Here is a 22737-nt window from a genome sequence, read left to right on the forward strand (position 1 = left end):
CGGTCGCCCGCGGTTTCCGCCGGGCCTTCATGTGATCTTTGTCGCGTCCACAAGAGGCATCCGCGGCACCTTCGCACTATCGTCATGCGGACAAAAGGAGGACGGACGTCAGGTGAACCGGGGGTGGCCCGCGTCTTCATCCCGGGGGGCGCGGGTGAATCGGGGCGGGAGGCCGACGAGGCGTGGTGAATGCGGATCACAGCGGACGACCGGCGGAAGCCCCCGGAGCGACGGCCGTCGGCGGGGCCCAGGCACGCCTGCGCGTGGCCCGCCTCGGACTGTGGCTGATCGCGGCCGTCCTCGCGGCACGGCAGGTGGCCGTCGTCCTCGCCACTCCCCGCGGAGAGCGCCTGACGGACCTGGAGACCTGGGTCGGGCCGAACGGCGTCCTGCACGTGAACGGCTCGCTGTACGACTCGACCCGCTTCACCGGCACCCCCTTCAGCGGCCTCGTCCTCAAACCCCTCACCCGCTCGGCCGAACAGGCCCTCGGCTGGGGCTGGACCTTCGGCACGCTGCTGCTGGTCGTGGCCCTCGGCCTGATCGCCGCCCGCGCCCTGCCCCAGCCGATCGGCCGCCGCACCGCCCTGCTGGCCGCCCCGGTCGCCATCAGCCTGCTGATGCTGTCCCTGCCCGTCCGCAACACCCTGTGGCTGGGCCAGACCAGCATCATCCCGGTCCTGCTCGTCCTGCTGGGCTGTTTCGTCGCCCACGGCCAGCGGGTCAGCGGCCTGCTCATCGGCGTCGCGGCGGCGCTCCAGCCCACCCTGCTGCTCTTCACGCCCCTGCTGTGGTTCACCGGCCGCAGACGCGCCGCGCTCTCCGCCGGCGTCACCTTCGCCGCCTGCACCGGGCTCGCCTGGGCGGCGATGCCGCACGACTCCTACCGCTACTGGGTCCACCACATGGCCGGCGTCGGCCTCGGCGGCCCGGCCGACGACCTCGCCAACCAGTCCCTGCACGGCGCCCTGCTGCGGCTCGGCCTGAACGGCCCCCTGGAGGTCGCCCTCTTCCTGTCGCTCGGCGCGGCCGTCGCCGTCCTCGCCCTGCGCCGCGCCGTGCGCTACTTCCGCGACGGCCAGCTGCTGCTCGCCGTCGCGGTCACCGGCTGCGCCGCGATCGTCGTCTCGCCCACGGCCTGGCAGCACCAGCTGCTGTGGGTGCTGCTCGCGGTCGTGGGCCGGGCCGGCCGGCGCGCCTCCGACCGGTACGTGTGGCCGGTCACCGTCGTCCTGGTCATGACCCTGCCGGCCAGGATGATGCTGCCCGACATGGCGTCGCTGGACCCGCTGCGCACCAACCTCGTCCTGCTGGCCGCCCTCGCCGCCGCCACGGCCGTGCCGTTCCTGTCCCGTACCTCGCCGTACTACCAGTCGCCGATCCCCACCGAGTACGCCCCCGCCGTCCCGGCCCGCTTCCAACACGTACCGCTGGTGCCCTTCCTGCGCCGGGTGCTCACCAGACCCAACCTCCTCCTGGAGCTCCTGCTCATCCGGGTCACCTACGCCGCCTACTCCCAGGTCCGGCTCGCGGCCACCGGCGGCAGCAACTCGGCCGGCCGGGCCGAGGCCGAGGAGCACGGCATGCAGATCTACGACGTCGAGCGCGCCCTGCACATCGACATCGAGCGCTGGGCCAACCACACGGTCGTGAAGATCGACTGGCTGCGGAGCTTCTTCGACTTCTACTACGAGTCCTTCCACTTCGTCGTCCCGCTGACCGTCCTCGCGGTCCTGTACTGGCGCCGCCCGGCCGAGTACCGCTGGGGCCGCTCCGCCCTGGGCTTCGCCACCCTGCTCGCCCTGGTCGGCTTCTGGCTCTACCCGCTGGCCCCGCCGCGCCTGATGCCGACGCTCGGCTTCATCGACACCGTCCACGGCGTCCAGGACTTCTCCCAGCCCGACTACGGCACGCTCACGGCCCTCACCAACCAGTACGCGGCCATGCCGTCCCTGCACTTCGGCTGGTCGCTGTGGTGCGGCGTGGTGATCGCGGTGCTGGCGCGCCGGCGGTGGATGAAGGCGCTGGGGCTGCTGCACCCGCTGTTCACGGTGTCGGCGATCGTGGCGACCGCGAACCACTGGGTGCTCGACGCGGCCGGGGGAGCGGTCGTGGTCGGCGTGGGCTTCGCGCTGACGTACGCGCTCTCGGGGCCCCGGGCCGCCATCGCCGCCGCGGCCGGGCGGGAACAGGCGGAGGCGCGTTCGAGCGGCAGCAGATCGACGAGTTCCCTTTGAGCGGCGGCCGCGGCACGAACGCCCAATGACCGGAAACGGACGGCGCGTTGACGTCCGCAGGCATCCCCGCGGGAGCGGTGTGCGTCTCCTGAACGGGATCGCGCACACCCACGCCCGCGGAGGAAGCCATCACTCAGCACCTGGACGCCACGGGCACGATCCCGGGCGCACGCCGCCCGAGTTCCCCGGCGTCCGGGCCGGCCCCGCGGGCGGGCCGGTGGAGACGCGCGGCCCCGGTCGCCGTCCCGGCCCTGGCCGCGCTCGCCCTCGGCCTGTGGGGGATCGAGCGGCAGGACAGCATGTGGCGCGACGAGTCCGTCACCTATCAGGTCGCCCACCGGTCACTGGGTGAACTATGGGGCCTGCTGGGCGAGATCGACGCCGTGCACGGCCTGTACTACCTCCTCATGCACGCGGTGTTCGCCGCCTGGGACGGCGGACTGACGGCCCTCCGGCTGCCCTCGGTGCTGGCCACCGCCCTGGCCGCCGCCGGGGTCGGGGCGATCGGCACCCGGCTGGCCGGACGCCGGGCCGGCACGCTCGCCGGGCTCGTCTTCGCGGTGCTGCCGCTCACGCAGCAGTACGCACAGGAGGGCCGTTCGTACGCACTCGTCACGGCGGGCGTCACCTGGGCGACGTACTTCTTCCTGCGCGCCACCGCCGACTCCCGCGCCCGCTGGTGGACGGCGTACGTCCTCACGCTCCACCTCGCCTCCTGGCTGCACGAGTTCGCCGCGCTGGTACTGCTGGCCCACGGACTGACCCTGTGGCGGTCGCGCCCGGAGCGGCGGGACGTGCGCCGATGGGCGGGCGCGGCGGCCGGTGTGGGGCTCGGCCTGCTGCCCCTGGCGGTGCTCAGCGCGGGCCAGGCGGAAGCCCAGCTGGGCTGGCTCGGACGTCCGAGTGCCGGTGCGTGGCTGCTGTTCGCGGGGCTCTCGGTCGTGGCGGTGCTGCTGTGCCGCCGGCTCATCCGCGCGGGCGCCCCGGGAGCCGTCCCGCTGACCCGCCTCGCCCTGCCCCTGCTGATCGCCCCGGCCGGCCTGCTGATGACGCTCTCCCTCGTCAAGCCCTGGTACGTCGACCGGTACGTGCTCTACGGCATGACGGGCCTCGCCCTGCCGGCCGGGGCCGCGCTGTCCTGGGCGATCGGGCAGCGGCACCGACTCGCCCCGGCGGCCCGGGCGCTGACGGCCTGTCTGGCGGCCGGCGCGGCGGTCGCGGTGCTGCTGCCGTGGTCGCTGCTGGTGCGCTCGCCCGAGAGCCGCAAGGACGACGTCGTCGCCGTCGCCCGCGTCGTGGAGCGGCAGGCGCGCCCGGGCGACGGGGTCCTGTTCCTGCCCGCCCGGCGCCGCGAATGGCTCCTGTCCTCCCCCGGGGTGTACGGCCGGCTCGACGACCTGGCCCTCGCCGAGTCCCCGGCGGCCTCCCGCACCCTTCAGGGCACCGAACGCGATGCCGCCGCGATCCGCCGCGCCGTCCTGGCGGCCGACCGGGTCATCGCCCTGACCGACCCGCCCGGCCAGCCGCTCGACCCCTTCCCGCAGGAGGACATCAAGCGCCGGACGCTGCGGACCCACTTCGAGGTGTGCGAGCGCACCCGGGTCCAGGGCGCCCAGATCGTCGTCTACGCCCGCCCCGGCCGCTGCACGCCGTAGCCGCACGGGCGGTGTCGGAAAACCGTGGAAAGCGCCCTCCCGATGTCGGTTTTCCGTGCCCGCCCGGGCCGTGGCTGGATCTTCGACGGCCGTGACTGAAAGGTGAGCCCCGCTGTCCACCCGAAAGTCCGACATGGAGGGTTCTGTGAACGTGGCAACGAGGGCCGACCGACCACCGCGGAGTCCCGGAGCCACCCTCCTGATGGCCTGCGTCGGGGTGTTCGTCGCCTACCTGCCGGTCACCACCGTCTCCGTCAGCCTCCCCGCGATCCAGCGGGACCTGCACGCCTCGACCTCCCAACTGTCGTGGGTCTCGGACGCGTTCGTCCTGCCGATGGCCGCGCTCATCCTGACCGCCGGTGTCGTCGGAGACGTGCACGGCCGCAAGAAGGTCTTCCAGGCCGGCCTGCTGTTCTCGGCCGCCGGGGCCGCCGTCGCGCTGAGCGCGCAGTCGGTGCAGGTGCTGTGGGCCGGGCAGGCACTGGCCGGGACGGGCGCGGCGGCGCTGCTGCCCACGACCCTGGCGCTGATCAGCCACGCGGTGCCGGACCCGCACGAGCGCGCCAAGTTCGTCGGACTGTGGGCCGCCGCCCTGTCGCTGGCACTGGCCGTCGGCCCCCTCATGGCCGGGGTGATCCTCCAGCACGCCGCCTGGCACTGGATCTACGCGCCCGCCATACCCGTGGCCCTCGCCACCCTGGCCGCCGCCGTGCCGCTGGTCGCCGACTCGCGCGCCCCCGGCTCGCGCAGGCTGGACTGGCCGGGCCAGCTCACCGCCGCGCTGACCATCACCGCGCTCGTCTACGGCGTGATCGAGGGCGGCGCCCAGTCCTTCTCCGAGCCCCGGGTCGTCGTGGCGCTCGCCCTCGCCGCCGCCGGTGCCGTCGCCTTCGTCGTGGCCGAACGGCGCAGCGACAGCCCGATGCTGGACCTGGCGCTGTTCCGGAGCCCCGCGTTCAGCGCGACCACGCTGATCGCGATGATCAGCTTCCTGGGCCTGATCGGCTTCTTCTTCGTCCTCAGCCTCTACTTCGGCACGGTGCAGCGGCTCGACACCCTCGACGCGGCCTACCGCCTGCTCATGGTGACGGCGGTGAGCCTGCTCGTCGGAGTCGTCGTCGGGCCGCTGATGCGGCGCGTCCCGGCCCGTGCCCTGATCACCACCGGCCTGCTCGCCACCACGGGCGCGCTGCTGTCCCTGACCGCGCTCGACGCGCACACCGCGTTCGGGCCGCTGGCCTGGCGGCTGGCGCTGCTCGGCCTCGGCATGGGCCTGGTCATCACGCCCATGACCGCCACGGCCGTCGCGTCCGTGCCGCACCACCTGTCCGGGATGGCCGCCGCGGGCAACAACGCCTTCCGGCAGGTCGGCGGCGCCCTCGGCCCGGCCGTCCTGGGTACGCTGCTGACGACCAGGGCGACGGACGCCCTGCCCGGGCACCTCGCCGACGCGGGCCTCGACGGGGCGACCGCCCACCAGGTCACCGCTGCCGTGGACGCCGCAGGGCTGGGCGCGGTGGCCGGGATGGACCTGGGAGCGGACACCGGCCGCGCCCTGGGCGCCCTGTCCGAGTCCTTCCTCGACGGCCTCCGGCTCTGCCTGATCGTCGCCGCGTCCCTGGCGCTGCTCGCCGCGCTGGTCGGGGCGGTGCTGCTCCGCAAGCCGAAGCCGAAGCCGGAGGCCGCGCCTGAGCCCGCCGCCGTGGGGGCTGGCGCCGAGCCCGGCGTCGTGTCCGCTGTCGTGGGGGCTGGTGCCGAGCCCGGTGTCGTGTCCGCTGTCGTGGGGGCTGGTGCCGAGCCCGGTGTCGTGTCCGCTGTCGTGGGGGCTGGTGCCGAGCCCGGTGTCGTGTCCGCTGTCGTGGGGGCTGGTGCCGAGCCTGGCGTCGTGTCCGCTGTCGTGGGGGCTGGTGCCGAGCCCGGCGTCGTGTCCGCTGCCGTGGGGGCCGGTGCCGAGCCGGTCGCCGAGTCCGCTCCCGCCGAACCCGTCGCCGCGCACGGCCCGGCCGTCACCGGCCGCGTGTGCGATGCCGCCGGGAGGGCCATGGAGGGCGCCACCGTCACGCTGATCTCCCTCTCCGGGCGGCAGGTCGGCCGGGCCGTGGCGCACGACGCGGGCCGCTACCGGCTGGCCGCCCCCGCGGCGGGGACGTACGTCCTGATCGCGGCGGCGGACGGCCACCAGCCCCAGGCGTCCACGGTCACGCTCGGCGAGGAGCCCCTGCCGTACGACGTGGTCCTGGCCGGCGGCAGCGGCCTGGCCGGGACGGTGGCCACGGCCGAGGACCGGCTGCCGGTGGCGGGCGCGACGGTCGTGGTGACGGACGTATGCGGAGACGTCGTGGCCACCGGCACGACCGACGCCTCCGGTGCGTTCGGCCTCGGCCCCGTGCCCGACGGCGACCTCACGATCGCCGTGAACGCCACCGGGTACCGGCCCGCCGCGCTCCCCGTCCGGATGCCCGGCGCCCCGGCCACCGGCCTGAAGGTGCTGCTGCACCCCGGCGCCCGGGTGCAGGGCGTCGTACGGACGGGAACCGGCCGCGACCCCGTCGCCGACGCGCGGGTCACCCTCGTCGACGCCGCCGGGAACGTCGTGGGCACCGCCATCACCGGTACGGACGGCGCCTACGCGTTCACCGGCCTGGACGCGGGGGACTACTCCCTGATCGCCAGCGGGTACGCGCCCGTCGCCACCACGGTCACCGTGGACGGGCGCGGCCCGAGCGACGTCCATCCGCGACTGGCCCACCAGGACGCGTGAGCCGGTCCCGGACTACAGCCGCTGGATGATCGTCCCGGTGGCCAGCCCGCCCCCGGCGCACATCGTGATCAGGGCGAACTCCTTGTCTGAGCGCTCCAGTTCGTGCAGGGCCGTCGTGATGAGCCGGGCCCCGGTGGCTCCCACCGGGTGCCCGAGCGCGATCGCCCCGCCGTTGACGTTCACCTTCTCCAGGTCCTGCTCGAAGACCCGCGCCCAGCTCAGGACGACCGACGCGAACGCCTCGTTGATCTCCACGAGGTCGATGTCCCGCAGCGACATCCCGGCCTTGCCCAGCACGGCCCTGGTCGCGTCGATCGGGCCGTCGAGGTGGAAGTGGGGGTCCGAGCCCACCAGCGCCTGAGCCACGATCCGGGCCCTGGGCCGCAGCTTCAGCGCCCGGGCCATCCGCTTCGACGCCCACAGCAGCGCCGCGGCCCCGTCGGAGATCTGCGACGAGTTGCCGGCCGTGTGCACCGCCGTGGGCATGATCGGCTTCAGGGAGGCCAGCGCCTCCGCCGACGTGTCGCGCAGGCCCTCGTCCTTGTCGACCAGGCGCCACATGCCCTGGCCGGCGTGCTGCTCCTCCTCGGTCGTCGGCACCTGGACCGCGAACGTCTCTCGTTTGAAGCGCTCCTCCGCCCAGGCGTGGGCGGCCCGCTCCTGGGAGGCGAGACCCAGCGCGTCGACGTCCTCCCGGGTCAGGCCGCGGTGCCGGGCGATGCGCTCGGCCGCCTCGAACTGGTTCGGCAGGTCCACGTTCCACTCGTCGGGGAACGGCTTGCCCGGCCCGTGCTTCGAGCCCGACCCCAGCGGCACCCGCGACATCGACTCCACGCCGCACGAGATGCCGACGTCGATCACGCCCGCCGCGACCATGTTGGCCACCATGTGCGAGGCCTGCTGGGAGGACCCGCACTGCGCGTCGACCGTCGTCGCGGCCGTCTCGTACGGCAGCCCCATGGTCAGCCAGGCCGTGCGCGCGGGGTTCATGGACTGCTCGCCCGCGTGCGTGACCGTGCCGCCGACGATCTGCTCGACGCAGTCGGCGGGGATGCCGGTGCGGCCGAGCAGCTCGCGGTAGGTCTCGCCCAGAAGGTAGGCGGGGTGCAGATGGGCGAGCGCGCCGCCGCGCTTGCCGATGGGGGTGCGTACGGCTTCGACGATCACGGGTTCGGCAGCCATGGGTGCGGGTCCTCTCCGGGAGGCTCAGCGGAACTAGTACGCGTTCTAGTTCTGTCAGCAGTGTGCTGACGGCTGCTCGGTGACCGCAAGGGTCGTGCGGGCAATTGGCGGGCCCATGCCCCTTGCTACTTGTAGAACCCGTTACTACGGTCACCGCAACTCCGCACAGCTGATGGGCCGTCAGAATCAGAGTCGGTACGAGTGGTGGGAGCCGCCCATGCCCTGTCCCGCGCTGCCCGAGGGGTTCGACTTCACCGACCCGGACCTGCTGCACCATCGCGTGCCCCTGCCGGAGTTCGCCGAGCTGCGCCGGGCCGAACCGGTCTGCTGGGTGCCCCAGCCCGCCGGTCTCGCCGGTTTCGGGGACGAGGGCTACTGGGCCGTCACCCGGCACGCCGACGTCAAGTACGTCTCCACGCACCCGGAGTTGTTCTCGTCGTACCTCAACACGGCGATCATCCGCTTCAACGAGCACATCGAGCGCGACGCCATCGACGCGCAGCGGCTGATCCTGCTGAACATGGACCCGCCGGAGCACACCCGGGTCCGGCAGATCGTGCAGCGCGGGTTCACGCCCCGGGCGATCCGCGCCCTGGAGGAACGGCTGCGGGCCCGCGCCCACGCCATCGTCGAGCACGCCCGCGAGCACACCGGGCCGTTCGACTTCGTCACCCAGGTCGCCTGCGAACTGCCCCTCCAGGCCATCGCCGAGCTGATGGGCGTCCCGCAGGAGGACCGGGACAAGATCTTCGACTGGTCCAACAAGATGATCGCGTACGACGATCCCGAGTACGCCATCACCGAGGAGGTCGGCGCCGAGTCGGCCACGGAGATCATCGCCTACGCGATGAACATGGCCGCCGACCGCAAGCAGTGCCCCGCCCGCGACATCGTCACGCAGCTGGTCGCGGCGGAGGGCGAGGGCAACCTCAGCTCCGACGAGTTCGGCTTCTTCGTGCTGATGCTGGCCGTCGCGGGCAACGAGACCACCCGCAACGCCATCACCCACGGCATGCACGCCTTCCTGACCCACCCCGACCAGTGGGAGCTGTACAAGAGGGAGCGGCCGGCCACGGCGGCGGAGGAGATCGTCCGCTGGGCGACCCCGGTGGCCGCCTTCCAGCGCACCGCCACGCAGGACACGCAGCTGGGCGGCAAACTGATCCGCGAGGGCGACCGGCTGGGCCTGTTCTACGCCTCCGCCAACCACGACCCCGAGGTCTTCGACGACCCGGACGCCTTCGACGTCACCCGCGACCCCAACCCGCACCTCGGCTTCGGCGGTGGCGGCCCTCACTACTGCCTGGGCAAGTCCCTCGCCGTGCTGGAGATCGACCTCATCTTCAACGCGATCGCCGACGCCATGCCCGGACTGAAGCTGGTCGGGGATCCGCGGCGGCTGCGGTCGGCGTGGATCAACGGCGTGAAGGAACTGCCGGTGAGCACGGGCTGAAGCCCCCGTGGGGCATGGCGAAGGCGACGGCCCCGGGGATCAGGGGGCCGCCGCCTTCGGTCTGTGGGGGTGCGGGCCGGCTCAGTACCAGTGGTTGGTCTGCCAGAAGTCCCAGGCGCCGCAGGCGCTGCCGTAGCGGTCCTTCATGTAGTCCAGGCCCCACTCGATCTGGGTGGCCGCGTTGGTCTTCCAGTCGGAGCCGGCCGAGGCCATCTTGGCGCCCGCAATGAGCCCTTTTACTAGGTATGGCCGCACCCGGAGCCGTGATTCGGGGCCCTGACCGGGGCTTGTTCCTACGGCCTCGCTTCGTACGTGACGTGGGTCATGTGGGGGGCTTCACGTGCGCGGCCTCACCGGGGCGCGTCGAACGTGACCTGTGTCTCGAAGGCCGCCCGGCGCGTGGCGCGGCGCAGCGCCCTGAGGACCGCCGGGCCGAGCGCGAGCGTCAGGACGACGGTGACGACCGCCCGGCCCAGGTCCCAGCCGAGCGAGGTGGCCAGGCAGTACGCGAGGAAACGGGCCAGGTTCACGGCCACGGCCGCGTGCGGGTCGAAGGCGACGTTCGAGGCGAGGGCGCTCATGAAGGGCCAGCCCGCCAGGTTCATCACCGTGCCGTAGGCGAAGGCGGCGAGGAAGCCGTAGGCCGCGAGCAGCGCGAGCTCCGCCCGGCCGCGCAGCCGGTCCGGGCCGGGCAGCAGGCCCGCGCCCATCGCGAACCAGCCCATCGCCAGCATCTGGAACGGCAGCCAGGGCCCGACCCCGCCCGTGAGCAGCGCGGACGCGAACATCGTCACCGAGCCCAGGACGAATCCGAAGCCCGGGCCGAGGACCCGGCCGCTCAGCACCATCAGGAAGAACATCGGCTCGATGCCGGCGGTACCGGCGCCGATCGGCCGCAGGGCGGCACCCGTGGCGGCCAGCACGCCGAGCAGCGCGACCGCCTTCGGGCCCAGCCCGGACTCCGAGATCGCCGCGGCCACCACCGCCACGAGCAGCACGAGCAGGCCCGCGAAGAGCCAGGGGGCGTCCTGCGCGTGGGCGCCGATCCGCGAGGTGGGCGGTGCGAGGAAGGGCCAGCCGAATGCGGCGACCCCGACCGCGCTGACCAGGGCCAGGGCGGCGAGGGAGCGGGGGCCGAGGCGGACGGCCCGGGCCTGCCGTTGCGTGCTCATGACGTGGCCTCGGGAGGGAGGGCCGCGCGGACCTGGGAGACCGTGAGCCAGTGTTGCGGGGCCAGGATCTTGGTGACCTGCGGGGCGAAGGACGGGGAGGAGACGACGACGTCCGCCGTCGGGCCGTCCGCGATCACCTCGCCCTCGGCGAGCAGCACCACGCGGTGGGCGATCTCCGCCGCCAGTTCCACGTCGTGCGTGGCCAGCACGATGGCGTGGCCCTCGGCGGCCAGGCCGCGCAGCACGCCGGCCAGGCGGGCCTTCGCCGCGTAGTCCAGGCCGCGGGTCGGCTCGTCCAGCAGGAGCAGCGGGGGCCGGGCGGTCAGTACGACGGCCAGGGCGAGGGCGAGGCGCTGCCCCTCCGAGAGGTCCCGGGGGTGGGTGGTGTCGGTGACGCCCGGGAGCAGCTCGGAGACCAGGCCGCGGCAGGTGCCGGGGGGTGCGCCGGCGTCCTGGTCGGCCGCCGCGCACTCGGCGGCGACGGTGTCGGCGTAGAGCAGGTCGCGGGGTTCCTGGGGGACGAGGCCGACCTTGCGGACGAGGTCCTTGGGGGCGGTGTGGTGAGGGACGGCTTCGCCGACCCGGACGGTGCCCGAGCTGGGCTTCACCAGACCGACCAGGGAGTTGAGCAGGGTCGATTTCCCGGCGCCGTTGCGGCCCATGAGGGCGATCGTCTCGCCGGGGGTGATGGTGAGGTCGATGGCGCGGAGGGCCTGGATGCGGGCGCGGGTGACCGAGAGGGAGTGGAGTGCGCCTACCGGGGTGGGGGGGCCGGAGGGCTGGCGGGTGCGGGTCTTGTGTGGCTGGTCGCGCAGTTCCCCGCGCCCCTTGGGGGCGTTTTCCAGCTGGTGCCTTAGATCTGCTGCCCTGCGCCTGGCGTCGCGGACCGTCATCGGCAGGGGAGTCCAGCCCGCCAGGCGGCCCAGGGCCACCACCGGTGGGTAGACCGGGGACACGGCCATCACCTCGGACGGGGTGCCCACGACCGGGGGAGCGCCCGGGGACGGCAACAGGACGACCTGGTCGGCGTACTGGATGACGCGTTCCAGGCGGTGTTCGGCCATGAGGACCGTCGTGCCGAGGTCGTGCACGAGCCGCTGGAGGACCGCCAGGACCTCCTCGGCGGCGGCCGGGTCGAGCGCGGAGGTCGGCTCGTCCAGGACGAGGACGCTCGGGTGCGGGGTGAGGACCGAGCCGATCGCGACCCGCTGCCGCTGGCCGCCGGAGAGCGTGGCGATCGGGCGGGCGCGCAGATCGGCCAGGCCGAGCAGGTCGAGGGTCTCCTCGACGCGGCGGCGCATCACGTCCGGGGCGAGGCCCAGCGACTCCATGCCGTAGGCGAGTTCGTCCTCGACGGTGTCGGTGACGAAGTGGGACAGCGGGTCCTGGCCGACCGTGCCCACGACATCGGCGAGTTCGCGCGGCTTGTGCGTGCGGGTGTCGCGTCCGGCCACCGTGACCCGGCCGCGCAGGGTACCGCCGGTGAAGTGCGGGACGAGTCCGCTGACCGCGCCCAGGACGGTCGACTTGCCGACGCCGGACGGGCCGGCCAGCAGGACGAGTTCGCCCTCGGGGACCTCGAAGTCGATGCCCTGGACGGTGGGTTCCGCGGCCCCCTCGTACGTCACGGAGACATCCTCGAAGCGGATCACGACGGCTCCTTGGGGTCGGGGGCGACGAACGCGGGCAGCAGGCCGAGGAGTACGGCCGCGGCCGGCCACAGGGGGAGGGTGGGGGCGACCAGCGGGACCACGCCCGGGTGCAGGGCCGCGGGGTCGCGGACGGAGGCGAGGGTGAGCAGCGCCGCCACCGCCACGCCCGAGGCGACGACCAGCCAGGCGCGCACGTCCCAGCGGTCCGGGCGGTAACGGGTGCGCAGCGAGCGACGGCCGCCGAGCTTGAGTCCCGCGAGGGCGGCGACGATGCCGACGAGGAGGACGGGGACACCGTAGGTGCCGCCCTCGGCCGTGAGCAGCCCGTACGTCCCCGCGCAGACGCCGAGCAGGCCGCCGAGGGTGAGGGCGGCGGTGGTACGACGGACGGCGGCAGGGACCTGCGCGGTACGGCCGTAGCCGCGGGCGTCCATCGCGGCGGCGAGGGCGACGGAGCGCTCCAACGCGCCCTCCAGCACCGGGAGTCCCACCTGCAGCAGCCCCCTCAGGCCCTTGTCCGGACGGCCGCGCAGCCGGCGGGCGGCGCGCAGGCGCTGCACGTCGGCGATGAGGTTCGGCGCGAAGGTGAGGGCCACGACGACCGCGACACCCATCTCGTAGAGCGCGCCCGGCAGGGACTTGAGGAGGCGGGAGGGGTTCGCGAGGGCGTTCGCGGCGCCGACGCAGATGAGCAGCGTGGCCAGCTTCAGGCCGTCGTACAGCGCGAAGGCGAGGGCCTCCGCGGTGACCTCGCCGCCGAGGCGGATGCCCTGGGCCCAGGCGGGGAGGCCGGCTTCGGGGAGGGTGAACAGGGTGTGCGTGCCGGGGATGGGAGAGCCGAGGACGATGGCGAAGACGAGCCGGATGAGCAGCACCGCGAGGGCGAGTTTGACGAAGGCGCCGTAGGAGCGGGACCAGGGGGTTTCGGGGCGGCGGGTGGCCACGACGTAGGCGGACACGGTGATGAGGAGGGCAAGGAGGAGGGGGTTGGTGGTGCGGGTGGCCGCGGTGCCGAGGGAGAGGGACCAGAGCCACCAGGCGCCGGGGTGGATCGCCCTACCCACGTCGGCGTACCTGCCAGATCGCTGCTCCGCCCAGGAGGACCACCACCGCGATGCCCGCCACCAGGCCCAGGGACGGGCCGTTGTCCGGCTGCTCCTTCTTCTCCGCTCCCGTGTTCTGCTTCTTCGCCACCTGCTCGCCGCAGCCCTGCTCCGGGTAGCCCGCGATCGCGCACAGCAGGGCGTTCGTGCCGTAGCGCAGCGGCTTGGCGACTGCGGCCAGGGCCTCTGCCGTCGTGGCATCGGGGGAGACCCGCGCGCAGGTCGTTCGGGCCGGGGGCGGGGTTTCGGACCGTGGGGCGTCCGCTGGGGTGCCGAAGTCGAGGACCAGGGCCACTCGCTTCTTACCGTCCCGCGCGGGCGTCTTCGCGCAGATCGACGCGAAGTCGGCCTTGCCGCGCGGCCGGACCGCGTCCGCCGAGTCCTCGCTCACCGCGAAACGGAAGCCCTGGACGTCGCCGTCCGAGGGGCGGATCATCGACGGGCCCTGGGTCGCGTAGACCCAGCGGTCGCCGTCGCGCTCCCAGAACGACCAGTACCGGTAGCCGGCGGCCTGCGCCTGGCCCGCCCCCGCGCACAGCAGGAGCGAGGCCAGCAGGAGGAGAACGGCCCGGCGGATCACAGCTGCTGCTTCTTCCGGCGGCCGCTGAACAGGAACCCGATGCCGACGCCGGCGACGAGGCAGACACCGACGTACCACCAGACGCCGAACACGGAGTCCGAGTCCGAGTCCTTCTTCTCCTCCGCCGCGTTCGTCCGCTCGGCGGCCTGCGGGGCCGGGCCCGTCGCGTTCAGCTGCCTCACCAGGTCGGCGCCGCCGAAGTCGCGCGGGTCCGTGCCCGTCGCGTGCGCGGCGAAGATCAGCTGGGCGTAGGCGGCGGGACCGTTCTGCGCGGCCCAGGTCGCGGAGTTCTTCTCCAGCCAGCGCAGGGACTTCTCCGCCTGCGCGGTGTCGCCCCGGGCGGCGAGCGCGACGACCGCGTCGGCGGTGTTGCCGTAGTCGGGCTGGGGCTCGGCACCGGCCAGGGCGGACATCAGATGCGCGTCGTCCTTGGCCAGGGCGGCCATGAGGTAGGCCGCTCCGTTCGCCGCCGCCTGCTCCGGCGTACGGGGCTCCGAACAGGTCGCGTCGGACTTCTCGCCCGGCTTCACGACCATGCCCTTGCCCAGCGCGCCCAGCACACCCGCCGCCGTGGCGTCCGCGTTGGCGGTCAGCTTGCCCTTCTTGTCCGGCTGGAACGCGAACGCGCCGTCGCCGTCCCCGCCGCAGGGCAGCGCGAGCTTCAGCAGCGCGTCGTAGGGCGACTTGCCGCCCTTCTCCACCCGGTCCGGCTTCTCGCCCACGGCGGCGAGCGCGCCGATGACGACGGACGTCGAGTTGATGTCGCTGGCACCGCCCGCCGAGTAGCCCCAGCCGCCGTCCTTGTTCTGGACGGACTTCAGCCGGTCGACGGCCTTGCCGGTGACGGCGTCGTGCCCGCCGAGCGCGGCGAGGGCCTGGACGGCGGCGGCCGTGGCGTTGGTGTCGAGCATGATCCTGGCGTCGCACGCGGTGGTGGGGTCCGGGCGGTACGAGGCGAACCCGCCGTCCGCGCACTGCTGCCGCACCAGCCACTCCACGGACTTCGCCGGAGGCTTCACCCCCACGGTGTCCTGCGCGAGCAGCGCGAGCGACTGGCGCCAGACGCCGTCGAACTTCGGGTCCTTGTCGCCGTACAGGGCGGAGGGGAACGCCTGGGACGGCGAGGGGGACGGGTCGGCGGCGGCCGGCGCGGCGGCGCCGATCACGGCGACGGCGGCCAGGACCGCGGCGCTGCGGCGGACGTTCATGATCGGCGGGTGCCTCTCCCTGTGGGGGAGCCGGGCAGCACGGGGCACCCCCGGCGGCTCGGCTCCGTATACCTCGACGGTGCCGTGCACCGGCGGGCTGCCGGGCACGTGAGCCGGTCACGAACCGTACGGGGCGATCCGGCTCACCGCCTGGGCGGCGGTTCACGGTTGCGGGTCAGCGCCGGAATTGCACCGGCTTTCCCCCGTACGAGTGTGATGACGACCTGCCCACTGTACCCGCACGTCCCAAAACCGCCCGAGGGCGCCGGGGTAGCTTCGAGGTATGCCGACCACACCACCCGGGAAGCTGCTCGGCTCGGGCCGCCGTGCCGACGTCTACGCGATCGACGAGGCGTGGGTGCTGCGCCGCGAGCGGGACGGCGGGGGCGACGCGGCGGCCGAGGGCGCGGTGATGGCGCACGTGCACGCCCACGGCTACCCGGTCCCCCGGGTCCGCCCGTCCGGCTCGCGCACCGACCTGGTGATGGAACGGCTCTCCGGCCCGACCATGCTCCAGGCGTGCCTCGCGGGCACGCTGGACGTGACGGAGGCGGGCTCGGTCCTCGCCCGGCTGCTGCGCGACCTGCACGCCGTCCCCGCCCTGCGCTCCACCGACCCGGCCGTCCGTGTCCTCCACCTGGACCTGCACCCCGAGAACGTGATCCTCACGCCCGACGGCCCCCGCGTCATCGACTGGTCGGACGCGGCGGAGGGCGACCCGGCCCTGGACTGGGCGGCGTCCGCGGTGATCCTCGCGCAGGCCGCCGACGCCGGCGACGACCTCTGCGCACCCGCCCGCGCCATGCTCACCGCCCTCCTCGCCGGTCCCTCCCCGCTCACGCGGCCGGCCCTGACCGAGGCCCTGCGCCGCCGGGCCGCCAATCCGACGATGACCGAGGCGGACGTCGAACTCCTGGGCCGCGCCGAGGAGTTGATCCTCTCCAGGGCGTGGACAGGCTAACGTGGGCCTCCCCGACCACAGGCAGGAGCGTCCATGACCGACCAGGCCGAGAACTCCGAGCAGCAGCCGTTCCCCAAGATCGACACCTCGGTGCCGCACTCGGCCCGGATCTGGAACTACTGGCTGGGCGGCAAGGACAACTACGAGGTCGACCGGGTGGCCGGTGACGCGTTCCGCGAGATCTTCCCCGGCATCGAGACCGGGGCCCGCGCCGCCCGCTACTTCCTCGCCCGCGCCGTGCGCCATCTGGCCGCCGAGGAGGGCATCCGCCAGTTCCTGGACATCGGCACCGGGCTGCCCAACGTGGACAACACCCACCAGATCGCCCAGCGGGTGGCCCCCGAGAGCCGGATCGTCTACGTCGACAACGACCCGCTGGTGCTGGCCCACGCCCGCGCGCTGCTCACCAGCACCCCGGAGGGCGTCACCAACTACGTCGACGCCGACCTGCGCGAGCCGGGCACGATCATCCGGGAAGCCGGGAAGACGCTGGACTTCGACAAGCCCGTCGCCCTCATGCTGATGGGCATCCTCGGCCACATCGAGGACCACGACGAGGCCCGCTCGATCGTGCGGGAGCTGGTGGACGCCCTGCCCTCCGGCAGCTACCTCGTGCAGTACGACTCCACCGACACCAGCGAGGACTACGTCAGGGCCATCCAGCAGTACAACGACGGCGGTTCGATCCCGTACATCCTGCGCAGCCCGGAGCAGATCGCCCGCTACTTCGACGGTCTGGAACTGCTCGAACCGGGCGTGACGTCGTGCTCCCGCTGGCGGCCCGACGCCGAGGCCCTGGGGCTGCCCGCCGAGGTGCACCAGTACGGCGGTGTCGCCCGCAAGAACTGAGCCGTCACGTCTCCTGGAGTCAGGTCTCCTGGAGGAGGCGGTGCAGGATGGTCGGAGTCTCGTCCGGTGACTCGGCTTCGACCACCAGGCGGTTCATGGCGTCCCAGTAGCGCTCGATCTCGGCGGGCCGGTCGGGATAGAGGGCGGTGGTGAGCTTCTCCAGGTAGACCACATCGGGCAGTTGCCCGCCGGGCAGCCGAAGGATCGTGACCGGGCCCCCTTCCGCGGCGTGACCGCCGGCCAGGAACGGCAGGATCTGGACCGTGACCTGCGGGAGCCGGCACATCTCGATGAGATGCCGGAGCTGGGCGCGCATCACCCGGATGCCGCCGACCGGGCGGCGCAGCGCGGCCTCGTCGAGCACGGCCCAGAGCTGGGCCGGCGGCTCCCGGTGCAGGATCCGCTGCCGGGTCATCCGCAGCGCGACCCGGCGGTCGATCTCCCCGGGACCGGCGTCCGGGTGGGCGAGCCGGATGGCGGCGCGTGCGTAGTCGGCGGTCTGGAGCAGGCCGGGGACACGCTGGACCTGGTAGCAGCGGATGAGGCTCGCCGCCTGTTCCCCCCCGAGGTAGGTCTGCATCCAGGTGGGCACCACATCGCTGTAGTACCGCCACCAGGCAGGGGTGTTGGCCTGCTCGGCCAGCGCCAGCAGCGTGGCGCGCTCGGCCTCGTCCGTGACGCCGTAGAGCGTGAGCAGATCGGCGACGTCCCGCAGCTTGAAGCCGTGGCGCCCGGCCTCCATCCGGCTGATCTTGGAGGAGGAGGCGCGGATGACGTGCCCCGCGTCCGCGCGGGAGACGCCTCGTTCCTCCCGCAGCCCGCGCAGCCGTGCGCCCAGCGCCAGCCGGGGCACCATGGGCCCGGCCGACCTGCCGTCCAGGGCTCCGCTGCCGGTCGATGTACGTGCGGCCTCTTCGGTGCCCATGGGCATGTCTCCCGGTGCGAGCGTTGCGTGCGCCCATCCTAGGGGGCACTCGTCGGCATCAAGCTCCTTATGCCACAGGCAACTTCGGGCGCGGTGTGGGACCGCCGAAGGGGAGACGCAGCGTCCGGGAGGCGAGCAGCCAGGTGCCCGCGGTCCTCTGGAAGGTGTCCTCGTAGTGGCCGACCTGCACCGGCGGCCCGGCCGGGATGACACCGCCCTCGTAGCCGTCGACGCGGTACGTCGTGAAGTATGAGATCGCCTTGGCCGTCTCCGGGGACACCACCGTGACCAGGACGTTGGACATCATGCGGCGGGAGAGCCGGTCCGCGGGACGGGAGCCGAAGTACGCGCGCAGGGCGTCGCGGCCCTGGACCAGGCGGTCGCCCTCCGGCCACTGCCAGACGCCGTCCTCGGTGAACAACTCGGCGACGGAGGACGGTTCGCCGAGGTCGAGCCGGTGGACGAAGTCGAGGATCAGACGCTCGCAGGCGCGTTCGGCGAGGAGGTGTCCCATGGGGTCGATGGGGTCGATGGGGGCGGCGGGGTCCAAGTGGTCAGCGGGGTCCATGTGGGGCTTCCTAGCACCCCGGTGTCCCGTCCGCCGCCGGGTTTGCCACCCCCTTACACCGCTTACACCGCCACGTACGTCACCGGCTCGCTCCCCGGCACCGCCTCCGCCCGGCCCAGTTTGACCAGGCGGCGCAGATGGGCCTCGGCCTCCGAGACGGCGATGTTCCGGGAGCCGTACGGGATCTGGTCCCAGGGGCGGTTCCACTCCATGCGCTCGGCGAGCTGCCAGGGCGTGAGGGGCTCGGCGAGGAGGGCCAGCAGGGCGGTGAGGCGGTCCTCGTGGTGGTCGAGGAGTTCGCGCACGCGGGCGGCGGCGTCGGGGAACGGGTACTGGTGGGCCGGGAGCACCTCGGCGGGGGCGAGGCGGCCCACGCGTTCCAGGGAGTCGAGGTAATCGCCCAGGGGGTCGGTCACCGTGGCGTCGTCCGGGTCCTCGTACAGGCCGATGTGCGGGGTGATCTCGGGCAGCAGGTGGTCGCCGGAGAACAGGCGGCCGTGGCCGGGGAGTCGCGCCGGGTGCGTCTCCTCCAGGTGGAGGCAGACGTGGCCGGGCGTGTGCCCCGGGGTCCAGATCGCGCGCACCCGGCGGCCGGGGAGGTCGAGGAGCTCGCCGGGGACGATCTCCCGGTCCGGCAGGGCGGGGGAGAGGCCGGGCAGGGTGCGCGGCCGGGCCGCCCGCAGCGGGGCGATGTGCTCCTCGGGCGCGCCGGCGGCGGTGAGCTTGTCCGCCATGTACGAGAACCAGCGCTCGGGACGGGCCTCCCGGGTCCGCCGCACGACCGCGGTGTCCGCCGCGTGCATCGCGATCCACGCGCCCGACGCCTCGCGGACCCGGCCGGACAGGCCGTGATGGTCCGGATGGTGGTGGGTGACGACCACACCGTGGATCTCGGCGACGGAGGTGCCGCAGGCGGTGAGGCCCTGGGTGAGCGTGTCCCAGGACTCGGGGTCGTCCCAGCCGGTGTCGACCAGGACCGGCCCCCGGTCGGTGTCGACGACGTACACCAGCGTGTGGCCGAGGGGGTTGTCCGGGATGGGGACCCGCAGGGACCGGACGCCTCCGCCGTGGTCGTACACCGCCGGTACGGGCTCGTGGTCCTGACTGCTCTTCATCTGACCTCCGTCACACGGCCATTGCCCACTATAACGAGAACTGGTATCAGTTTCTGAAACACCGTCAGATGTGAAGGCAGTCGGCCATGACCGAGCTCGTGGAACACGGACAGCTGTTCGTCGGCGGGGAGTTGACCGACCCCCTGGGCGAGGACGTCATCGAGGTGATCTCGCCCCACACGGAAGAGGTCATCGGGCGCGTCCCGCACGCCTCGACGGCCGATGTCGACCGGGCGGTGGCGGCGGCCCGCCGGGCCTTCGACGAGGGGCCCTGGCCGCGCATGACCCTCGACGAGCGGATCGAGGTCGTCGGCCGGATCAAGGACGGCGTCGCCGCCCGGCACGACGAGATCGCCCGCGTGATCTCCGCCCAGAACGGCTCGCCGTACTCCTGGAGCGTCCTCGCCCAGGCGCTCGGCGCGGTGATGGTGTGGGACTCCGCGATCACCGTCGCGCGGAACTTCACCTACGAGGAGCGGCGCGACGGCGTCCTGGGCAAGATCCTCGTGCGGCGGGAGCCCGTCGGGGTCGTCGCGGCGGTCGTCCCCTGGAACGTCCCGCAGTTCGTCGCCGCCGCCAAGCTCGCCCCCGCGCTGCTCACCGGCTGCACGGCCGTGCTCAAGCCCTCGCCCGAGTCGCCGCTCGACGCCTACCTGCTGGGCGAGATCGCCCGCGAGGCCGGGCTGCCGGAGGGCGTGCTGTCGATCCTGCCCGCCGACCGGGAGGTCAGCGAGTACCTGGTCGGGCACCCCGGCGTCGACAAGGTGTCCTTCACCGGGTCCGTCGCGGCCGGCAAGCGCGTGATGGAGGTCGCGGCCCGCAACCTCACGCGCGTGACGCTCGAACTGGGCGGCAAGTCCGCGGCCGTCGTGCTGCCCGACGCGGACGTGGAGACGGCCGTGGCGGGCATCGCCCCCGCGGCCTGGATGAACAACGGCCAGGCCTGCGTCGCCCAGACCCGCATCCTGCTGCCCCGCTCCCGCTACGACGAGTTCGCCGACGCCCTGGCCGCCGCGGCGGGCGCCCTGACGGTCGGCGACCCGCTGGACCCGGCGACGCAGGTCGGGCCGCTGGTGGCCCGGCGGCAGCAGCAGCGCAACCTGGACTACATACGCATCGGGCAGGAGGAGGGCGCGAAGATCCTGACCGGCGGCGGGCGCCCGGCCGGCCTGGACCGCGGCTGGTACGTCGAACCGACCCTCTTCGGCGACGTCGACAACTCCATGCGCGTCGCCCGCGAGGAGATCTTCGGCCCGGTCGTCTGCCTGCTGCCCTACGACGACGAGCCGGAGGCCGTGAAGATCGCCAACGACTCGGACTACGGGCTGAGCGGCAGCGTGTGGACGGCGGACGTCGAGCACGGCATCGACATCGCCCGGCAGGTCCGCACGGGCACCTACTCGGTCAACACCTTCAGCCTGGACATGCTGGGCCCCTTCGGCGGCTACAAGCACTCGGGCCTGGGGCGGGAGTTCGGCCCCGAGGGGTACGGCGAGTACCTGGAGCACAAGATGATCCACCTGCCGGCGCAGGCGTAGCGATGGGCGACCGCTGGCACGTCGAGGTCGACCGCTCCCTGTGCATCGGCTCCGCCCAGTGCCTCCACCACGCGCCGGACGGCTTCCGCCTGGACACCGCCCGCCAGTCGCATCCGGTCGCCCCGGACACGGACGCGAACGAGCGGGTGCTGGAGGCGGCGGAGAGCTGTCCGGTGGAGGCGATCGTGATCACGCTGGGGGACAGCGGGGAGGCGGTGTTCCCGCCGGAGGAGTAGGGGCGGCCGGCTCGTGGGGTCCGTCAGGCACCGGGTGCGCGGTAGTCCACCTGCTGCCGGACGGCCTGGTCGATCTCGTCGGCCGACAGCAGGACGACCGTGCTCGTGCGGACGCCGCCGGCCGCCGAGGTGACCAGGCCCATGGCCGCCGCGGAGGTGTTGTCCGGCAGCTCCGCCGTGAGGTAGAAGTCGTCGTCGCCGAAGGCCCAGTACATCGTCTCGACCCGGCCCCCGAGGCCGTCGACCATGCGTGCGACGACCTCACGCCGCGCGCTCGCACCTTCCTTGAGCAGCCCCTTGAGCCCGTCCTGGGTCAGCTTCACCTTGAAGAGGTACTTCGGCATCGGGGTCACCTTTCACTTCCGCCCGAACAGTCGCTTCGACCCCCTCATGCTCCTTCCGTTTCGGGCTCTCGTCGCGACGAGAGGGGTGCATCCAGGGCCATATGGGTCACTCGGAAAAATCAGGACATTCAGGTAAAAAATTCCGCCCAGGGTCTTCTCTCCGCGGACAGAAGCCCTAACCTGGATATAGGCCTACGGGACGAGTGAGGGAGTCCGACCGGAGTAGCCGACGTCGGCCGGAAGTTTCGGCTTCCGCTGGTGCCGACTGCGACGGTAGGGCTGAGAGGCCGGAAAGTCGCAGGGCCGCAAGGCCGGCGACCGGAAGGCGACCCCCATAACCTGATCCGGACCATGCCGGCGAAGGGAACCCGTCTCGTAGGTCACTTGCGTGTGTCCGGGGGTCACTTGCGTGTGTCCGGGGCCGTCAGGTCGATCAGCCGGCACACCGTCTCGATGTCGATCTTCACCTGGGCGATCGAGGCACGGCCCGAGAGCCAGGTGATCAGCGCCGAGTGCCAGGTGTGCTCGATGACCCGGACCGCCGACAGCTGCTGCGGCGTCGGGTTCTCCTGGCCCATCGCGTCCAGGATGATCGCCGTGGTCTGCCGGGAGACCTGGTCGACCTCCGGGCTCACGCTGCGGTCGGCGAAGGTGAGGGCGCGGACCATCGCGTCGGCCAGGTGCGGTTCGCGCTGGAGGGCGCGGAAGGCGCGCATCAGCGTCTCCGCGACCCGCTCCGCCGCCGTCTCGCCCTGCGGGGGCTTCTTCCGCAGCGTGCCGTGCATGTGCTCCAGCTGGTCCTGCATCGTGGCGACCAGTAGATGGATCTTGGACGGGAAGTACCGGTAGAGCGTGCCGAGCGCCACCTGTGAGGACTCCGCGACCTCGCGCATCTGCACGGCGTCGAAACCGCCCCGGCTGGCCAGCTGCGCGCTCGCGTGCAGGATGCGGCGGCGGCGGGCCTCCTGCCGCTCCGTGAGGGGAGGGGAAGCGGGGGCTGCGGCTCTGGCCTCCACCTTGGCCACCTTGTTCACCTTGGCGCTCACCTTGGCTTCCGCGGGCATGTGTCGTCCCGTTCCGTGACCGTCCGTGAGGACGAGTGATCACACAGCATGGCACGGCGTCGGCCGTGGCGTGAATCACCTGATCCACTGGTCACAGCGCCCCTACCTGCCGGTAGATTCGGAGCCTCCGAACG

The 22737-nt window shown here is 73.0% G+C and carries 19 protein-coding genes and 1 pseudogene; 8 read left to right on the forward strand and 12 right to left on the reverse strand.

The window, feature by feature from the left end; translation table 11 throughout:
• Positions 1-182 precede the first annotated feature (182 nt).
• The 3 genes from IE255_RS03955 to IE255_RS03965 all read left to right on the forward strand — a co-directional run bounded on the left by IE255_RS03955 (position 183) and on the right by IE255_RS03965 (position 6653).
• The gene (locus IE255_RS03955; RefSeq protein WP_190048672.1) at positions 183-2237 is read left to right on the forward strand and encodes a bifunctional glycosyltransferase 87/phosphatase PAP2 family protein; all 2055 of its coding nucleotides are present in this window, start codon (positions 183-185) and stop codon (positions 2235-2237) included.
• A 299-nt stretch (positions 2238-2536) separates the two neighbouring features.
• Positions 2537-3892, forward strand: coding sequence for a glycosyltransferase family 39 protein (locus IE255_RS03960; protein WP_190048673.1), 1356 nt, complete (start codon positions 2537-2539; stop codon positions 3890-3892).
• A gap of 145 nt (positions 3893-4037) precedes the next feature.
• Positions 4038-6653, forward strand: a complete 2616-nt coding sequence (locus IE255_RS03965; RefSeq protein ID WP_373309556.1) for an MFS transporter — start codon at positions 4038-4040, stop codon at positions 6651-6653.
• Between the two features lie 12 nt (positions 6654-6665).
• Here the strand turns inward: IE255_RS03965 and IE255_RS03970 are convergent, their stop codons facing one another.
• Entirely contained in the window at positions 6666-7835 is a 1170-nt protein-coding gene (locus IE255_RS03970; RefSeq protein WP_190048675.1) for a steroid 3-ketoacyl-CoA thiolase, read from the reverse strand.
• Positions 7836-8052: 217 nt separating this feature from the next.
• Here IE255_RS03970 and IE255_RS03975 point away from each other — a divergent pair, with 217 nt between their 5' ends.
• Positions 8053-9288: a cytochrome P450 gene (locus tag IE255_RS03975; protein WP_190048676.1), complete on the forward strand. Its 1236-nt coding sequence runs from the start codon at positions 8053-8055 to the stop codon at positions 9286-9288.
• An 81-nt stretch (positions 9289-9369) separates the two neighbouring features.
• On the opposite strand, the pseudogene IE255_RS03980 reads toward IE255_RS03975, so the two are convergent.
• The 6 genes and pseudogenes from IE255_RS03980 to IE255_RS04005 form a co-directional block, all read right to left on the reverse strand.
• A pseudogene (locus IE255_RS03980) lies at positions 9370-9516 on the reverse strand (aggregation-promoting factor C-terminal-like domain-containing protein); the annotation flags it as partial.
• 122 nt (positions 9517-9638) lie between these two features.
• Positions 9639-10460: an ECF transporter S component gene (locus tag IE255_RS03985; RefSeq protein ID WP_190048677.1), complete on the reverse strand. Its 822-nt coding sequence runs from the start codon at positions 10458-10460 to the stop codon at positions 9639-9641.
• Positions 10457-12112, reverse strand: coding sequence for an ABC transporter ATP-binding protein (locus IE255_RS03990; RefSeq protein WP_190048678.1), 1656 nt, complete (start codon positions 12110-12112; stop codon positions 10457-10459). The genes IE255_RS03985 and IE255_RS03990 overlap by 4 nt, the downstream gene beginning before the upstream one ends.
• Positions 12109-13176: an energy-coupling factor transporter transmembrane component T gene (locus IE255_RS03995; RefSeq protein ID WP_190048679.1), complete on the reverse strand. Its 1068-nt coding sequence runs from the start codon at positions 13174-13176 to the stop codon at positions 12109-12111. Before IE255_RS03995 ends, IE255_RS03990 begins: the two co-directional genes overlap by 4 nt.
• Complete coding sequence (locus IE255_RS04000; protein WP_190048680.1) at positions 13169-13795, reverse strand: SCO2322 family protein; 627 nt, start codon at positions 13793-13795, stop codon at positions 13169-13171. Before IE255_RS04000 ends, IE255_RS03995 begins: the two co-directional genes overlap by 8 nt.
• Positions 13792-15003, reverse strand: coding sequence for an SCO2321 family membrane protein (locus tag IE255_RS04005; RefSeq protein ID WP_190048681.1), 1212 nt, complete (start codon positions 15001-15003; stop codon positions 13792-13794). Before IE255_RS04005 ends, IE255_RS04000 begins: the two co-directional genes overlap by 4 nt.
• Positions 15004-15286: 283 nt before the next feature.
• Here IE255_RS04005 and IE255_RS04010 point away from each other — a divergent pair, with 283 nt between their 5' ends.
• Positions 15287-15964: a phosphotransferase gene (locus tag IE255_RS04010; RefSeq protein ID WP_190048682.1), complete on the forward strand. Its 678-nt coding sequence runs from the start codon at positions 15287-15289 to the stop codon at positions 15962-15964.
• Positions 15965-15997: 33 nt separating this feature from the next.
• Positions 15998-16813, forward strand: coding sequence for an SAM-dependent methyltransferase (locus IE255_RS04015; protein WP_190048683.1), 816 nt, complete (start codon positions 15998-16000; stop codon positions 16811-16813).
• A gap of 19 nt (positions 16814-16832) precedes the next feature.
• Here IE255_RS04015 and IE255_RS04020 read toward each other — a convergent pair whose 3' ends face one another.
• The 3 genes from IE255_RS04020 to IE255_RS04030 all read right to left on the reverse strand — a co-directional run bounded on the left by IE255_RS04020 (position 16833) and on the right by IE255_RS04030 (position 19421).
• Positions 16833-17738, reverse strand: coding sequence for a Sco1979 family transcriptional regulator (locus IE255_RS04020; protein WP_190048684.1), 906 nt, complete (start codon positions 17736-17738; stop codon positions 16833-16835).
• 67 nt (positions 17739-17805) lie between these two features.
• Entirely contained in the window at positions 17806-18306 is a 501-nt protein-coding gene (locus IE255_RS04025; RefSeq protein WP_190048685.1) for a nuclear transport factor 2 family protein, read from the reverse strand.
• 62 nt (positions 18307-18368) lie between these two features.
• On the reverse strand, positions 18369-19421 hold the full coding sequence (locus tag IE255_RS04030) for a Strvi_7410 family MBL fold metallo-hydrolase (RefSeq protein ID WP_190048686.1): 1053 nt from the start codon (positions 19419-19421) through the stop codon (positions 18369-18371).
• Positions 19422-19507: 86 nt separating this feature from the next.
• On the opposite strand from IE255_RS04030, the gene IE255_RS04035 reads away from it, so the two are divergent.
• Together IE255_RS04035 and IE255_RS04040 are read left to right on the forward strand one after the other, a co-directional pair.
• Positions 19508-20959 (forward strand): aldehyde dehydrogenase, encoded by a 1452-nt coding sequence (locus tag IE255_RS04035; RefSeq protein ID WP_190048687.1) that lies wholly within the window; start codon positions 19508-19510, stop codon positions 20957-20959.
• A gap of 2 nt (positions 20960-20961) precedes the next feature.
• A complete protein-coding gene (locus IE255_RS04040; RefSeq protein WP_190048688.1) occupies positions 20962-21195 on the forward strand; it encodes a ferredoxin in 234 nt (77 codons plus the stop codon).
• A 23-nt stretch (positions 21196-21218) separates the two neighbouring features.
• Here the strand turns inward: IE255_RS04040 and IE255_RS04045 are convergent, their stop codons facing one another.
• Together IE255_RS04045 and IE255_RS04050 are read right to left on the reverse strand one after the other, a co-directional pair.
• Positions 21219-21539, reverse strand: coding sequence for a GYD domain-containing protein (locus IE255_RS04045; RefSeq protein ID WP_190048689.1), 321 nt, complete (start codon positions 21537-21539; stop codon positions 21219-21221).
• Positions 21540-21940: 401 nt separating this feature from the next.
• A complete protein-coding gene (locus IE255_RS04050) occupies positions 21941-22603 on the reverse strand; it encodes a TetR family transcriptional regulator (RefSeq protein WP_190048690.1) in 663 nt (220 codons plus the stop codon).
• Positions 22604-22737: the final 134 nt, after the last annotated feature.

This window comes from Streptomyces lomondensis (assembly GCF_014651035.1).
Lineage (GTDB): Bacteria > Actinomycetota > Actinomycetes > Streptomycetales > Streptomycetaceae > Streptomyces > Streptomyces lomondensis.

Excerpts from the sequence above, each read along its gene's own strand:
- IE255_RS03975 (WP_190048676.1), top strand. The coding sequence starts at position 8,053 with ATGCCCTGTCCCGCGCTGCCCGAGGGGTTCGACTTCACCGACCCGGAC.
- IE255_RS03985 (WP_190048677.1), bottom strand. The coding sequence starts at position 10,460 with ATGAGCACGCAACGGCAGGCCCGGGCCGTCCGCCTCGGCCCCCGCTCC.
- IE255_RS04010 (WP_190048682.1), top strand. The coding sequence starts at position 15,287 with ATGCCGACCACACCACCCGGGAAGCTGCTCGGCTCGGGCCGCCGTGCC.
- IE255_RS04040 (WP_190048688.1), top strand. The coding sequence starts at position 20,962 with ATGGGCGACCGCTGGCACGTCGAGGTCGACCGCTCCCTGTGCATCGGC.
- IE255_RS04050 (WP_190048690.1), bottom strand. The coding sequence starts at position 22,603 with ATGCCCGCGGAAGCCAAGGTGAGCGCCAAGGTGAACAAGGTGGCCAAG.
- IE255_RS04025 (WP_190048685.1), bottom strand. The coding sequence starts at position 18,306 with ATGGACCCCGCTGACCACTTGGACCCCGCCGCCCCCATCGACCCCATC.
- IE255_RS04005 (WP_190048681.1), bottom strand. The coding sequence starts at position 15,003 with ATGAACGTCCGCCGCAGCGCCGCGGTCCTGGCCGCCGTCGCCGTGATC.
- IE255_RS04015 (WP_190048683.1), top strand. The coding sequence starts at position 15,998 with ATGACCGACCAGGCCGAGAACTCCGAGCAGCAGCCGTTCCCCAAGATC.
- IE255_RS03960 (WP_190048673.1), top strand. The coding sequence starts at position 2,537 with ATGTGGCGCGACGAGTCCGTCACCTATCAGGTCGCCCACCGGTCACTG.
- IE255_RS03970 (WP_190048675.1), bottom strand. The coding sequence starts at position 7,835 with ATGGCTGCCGAACCCGTGATCGTCGAAGCCGTACGCACCCCCATCGGC.
- IE255_RS04045 (WP_190048689.1), bottom strand. The coding sequence starts at position 21,539 with ATGCCGAAGTACCTCTTCAAGGTGAAGCTGACCCAGGACGGGCTCAAG.
- IE255_RS04030 (WP_190048686.1), bottom strand. The coding sequence starts at position 19,421 with ATGAAGAGCAGTCAGGACCACGAGCCCGTACCGGCGGTGTACGACCAC.
- IE255_RS04020 (WP_190048684.1), bottom strand. The coding sequence starts at position 17,738 with ATGGGCACCGAAGAGGCCGCACGTACATCGACCGGCAGCGGAGCCCTG.
- IE255_RS04035 (WP_190048687.1), top strand. The coding sequence starts at position 19,508 with ATGACCGAGCTCGTGGAACACGGACAGCTGTTCGTCGGCGGGGAGTTG.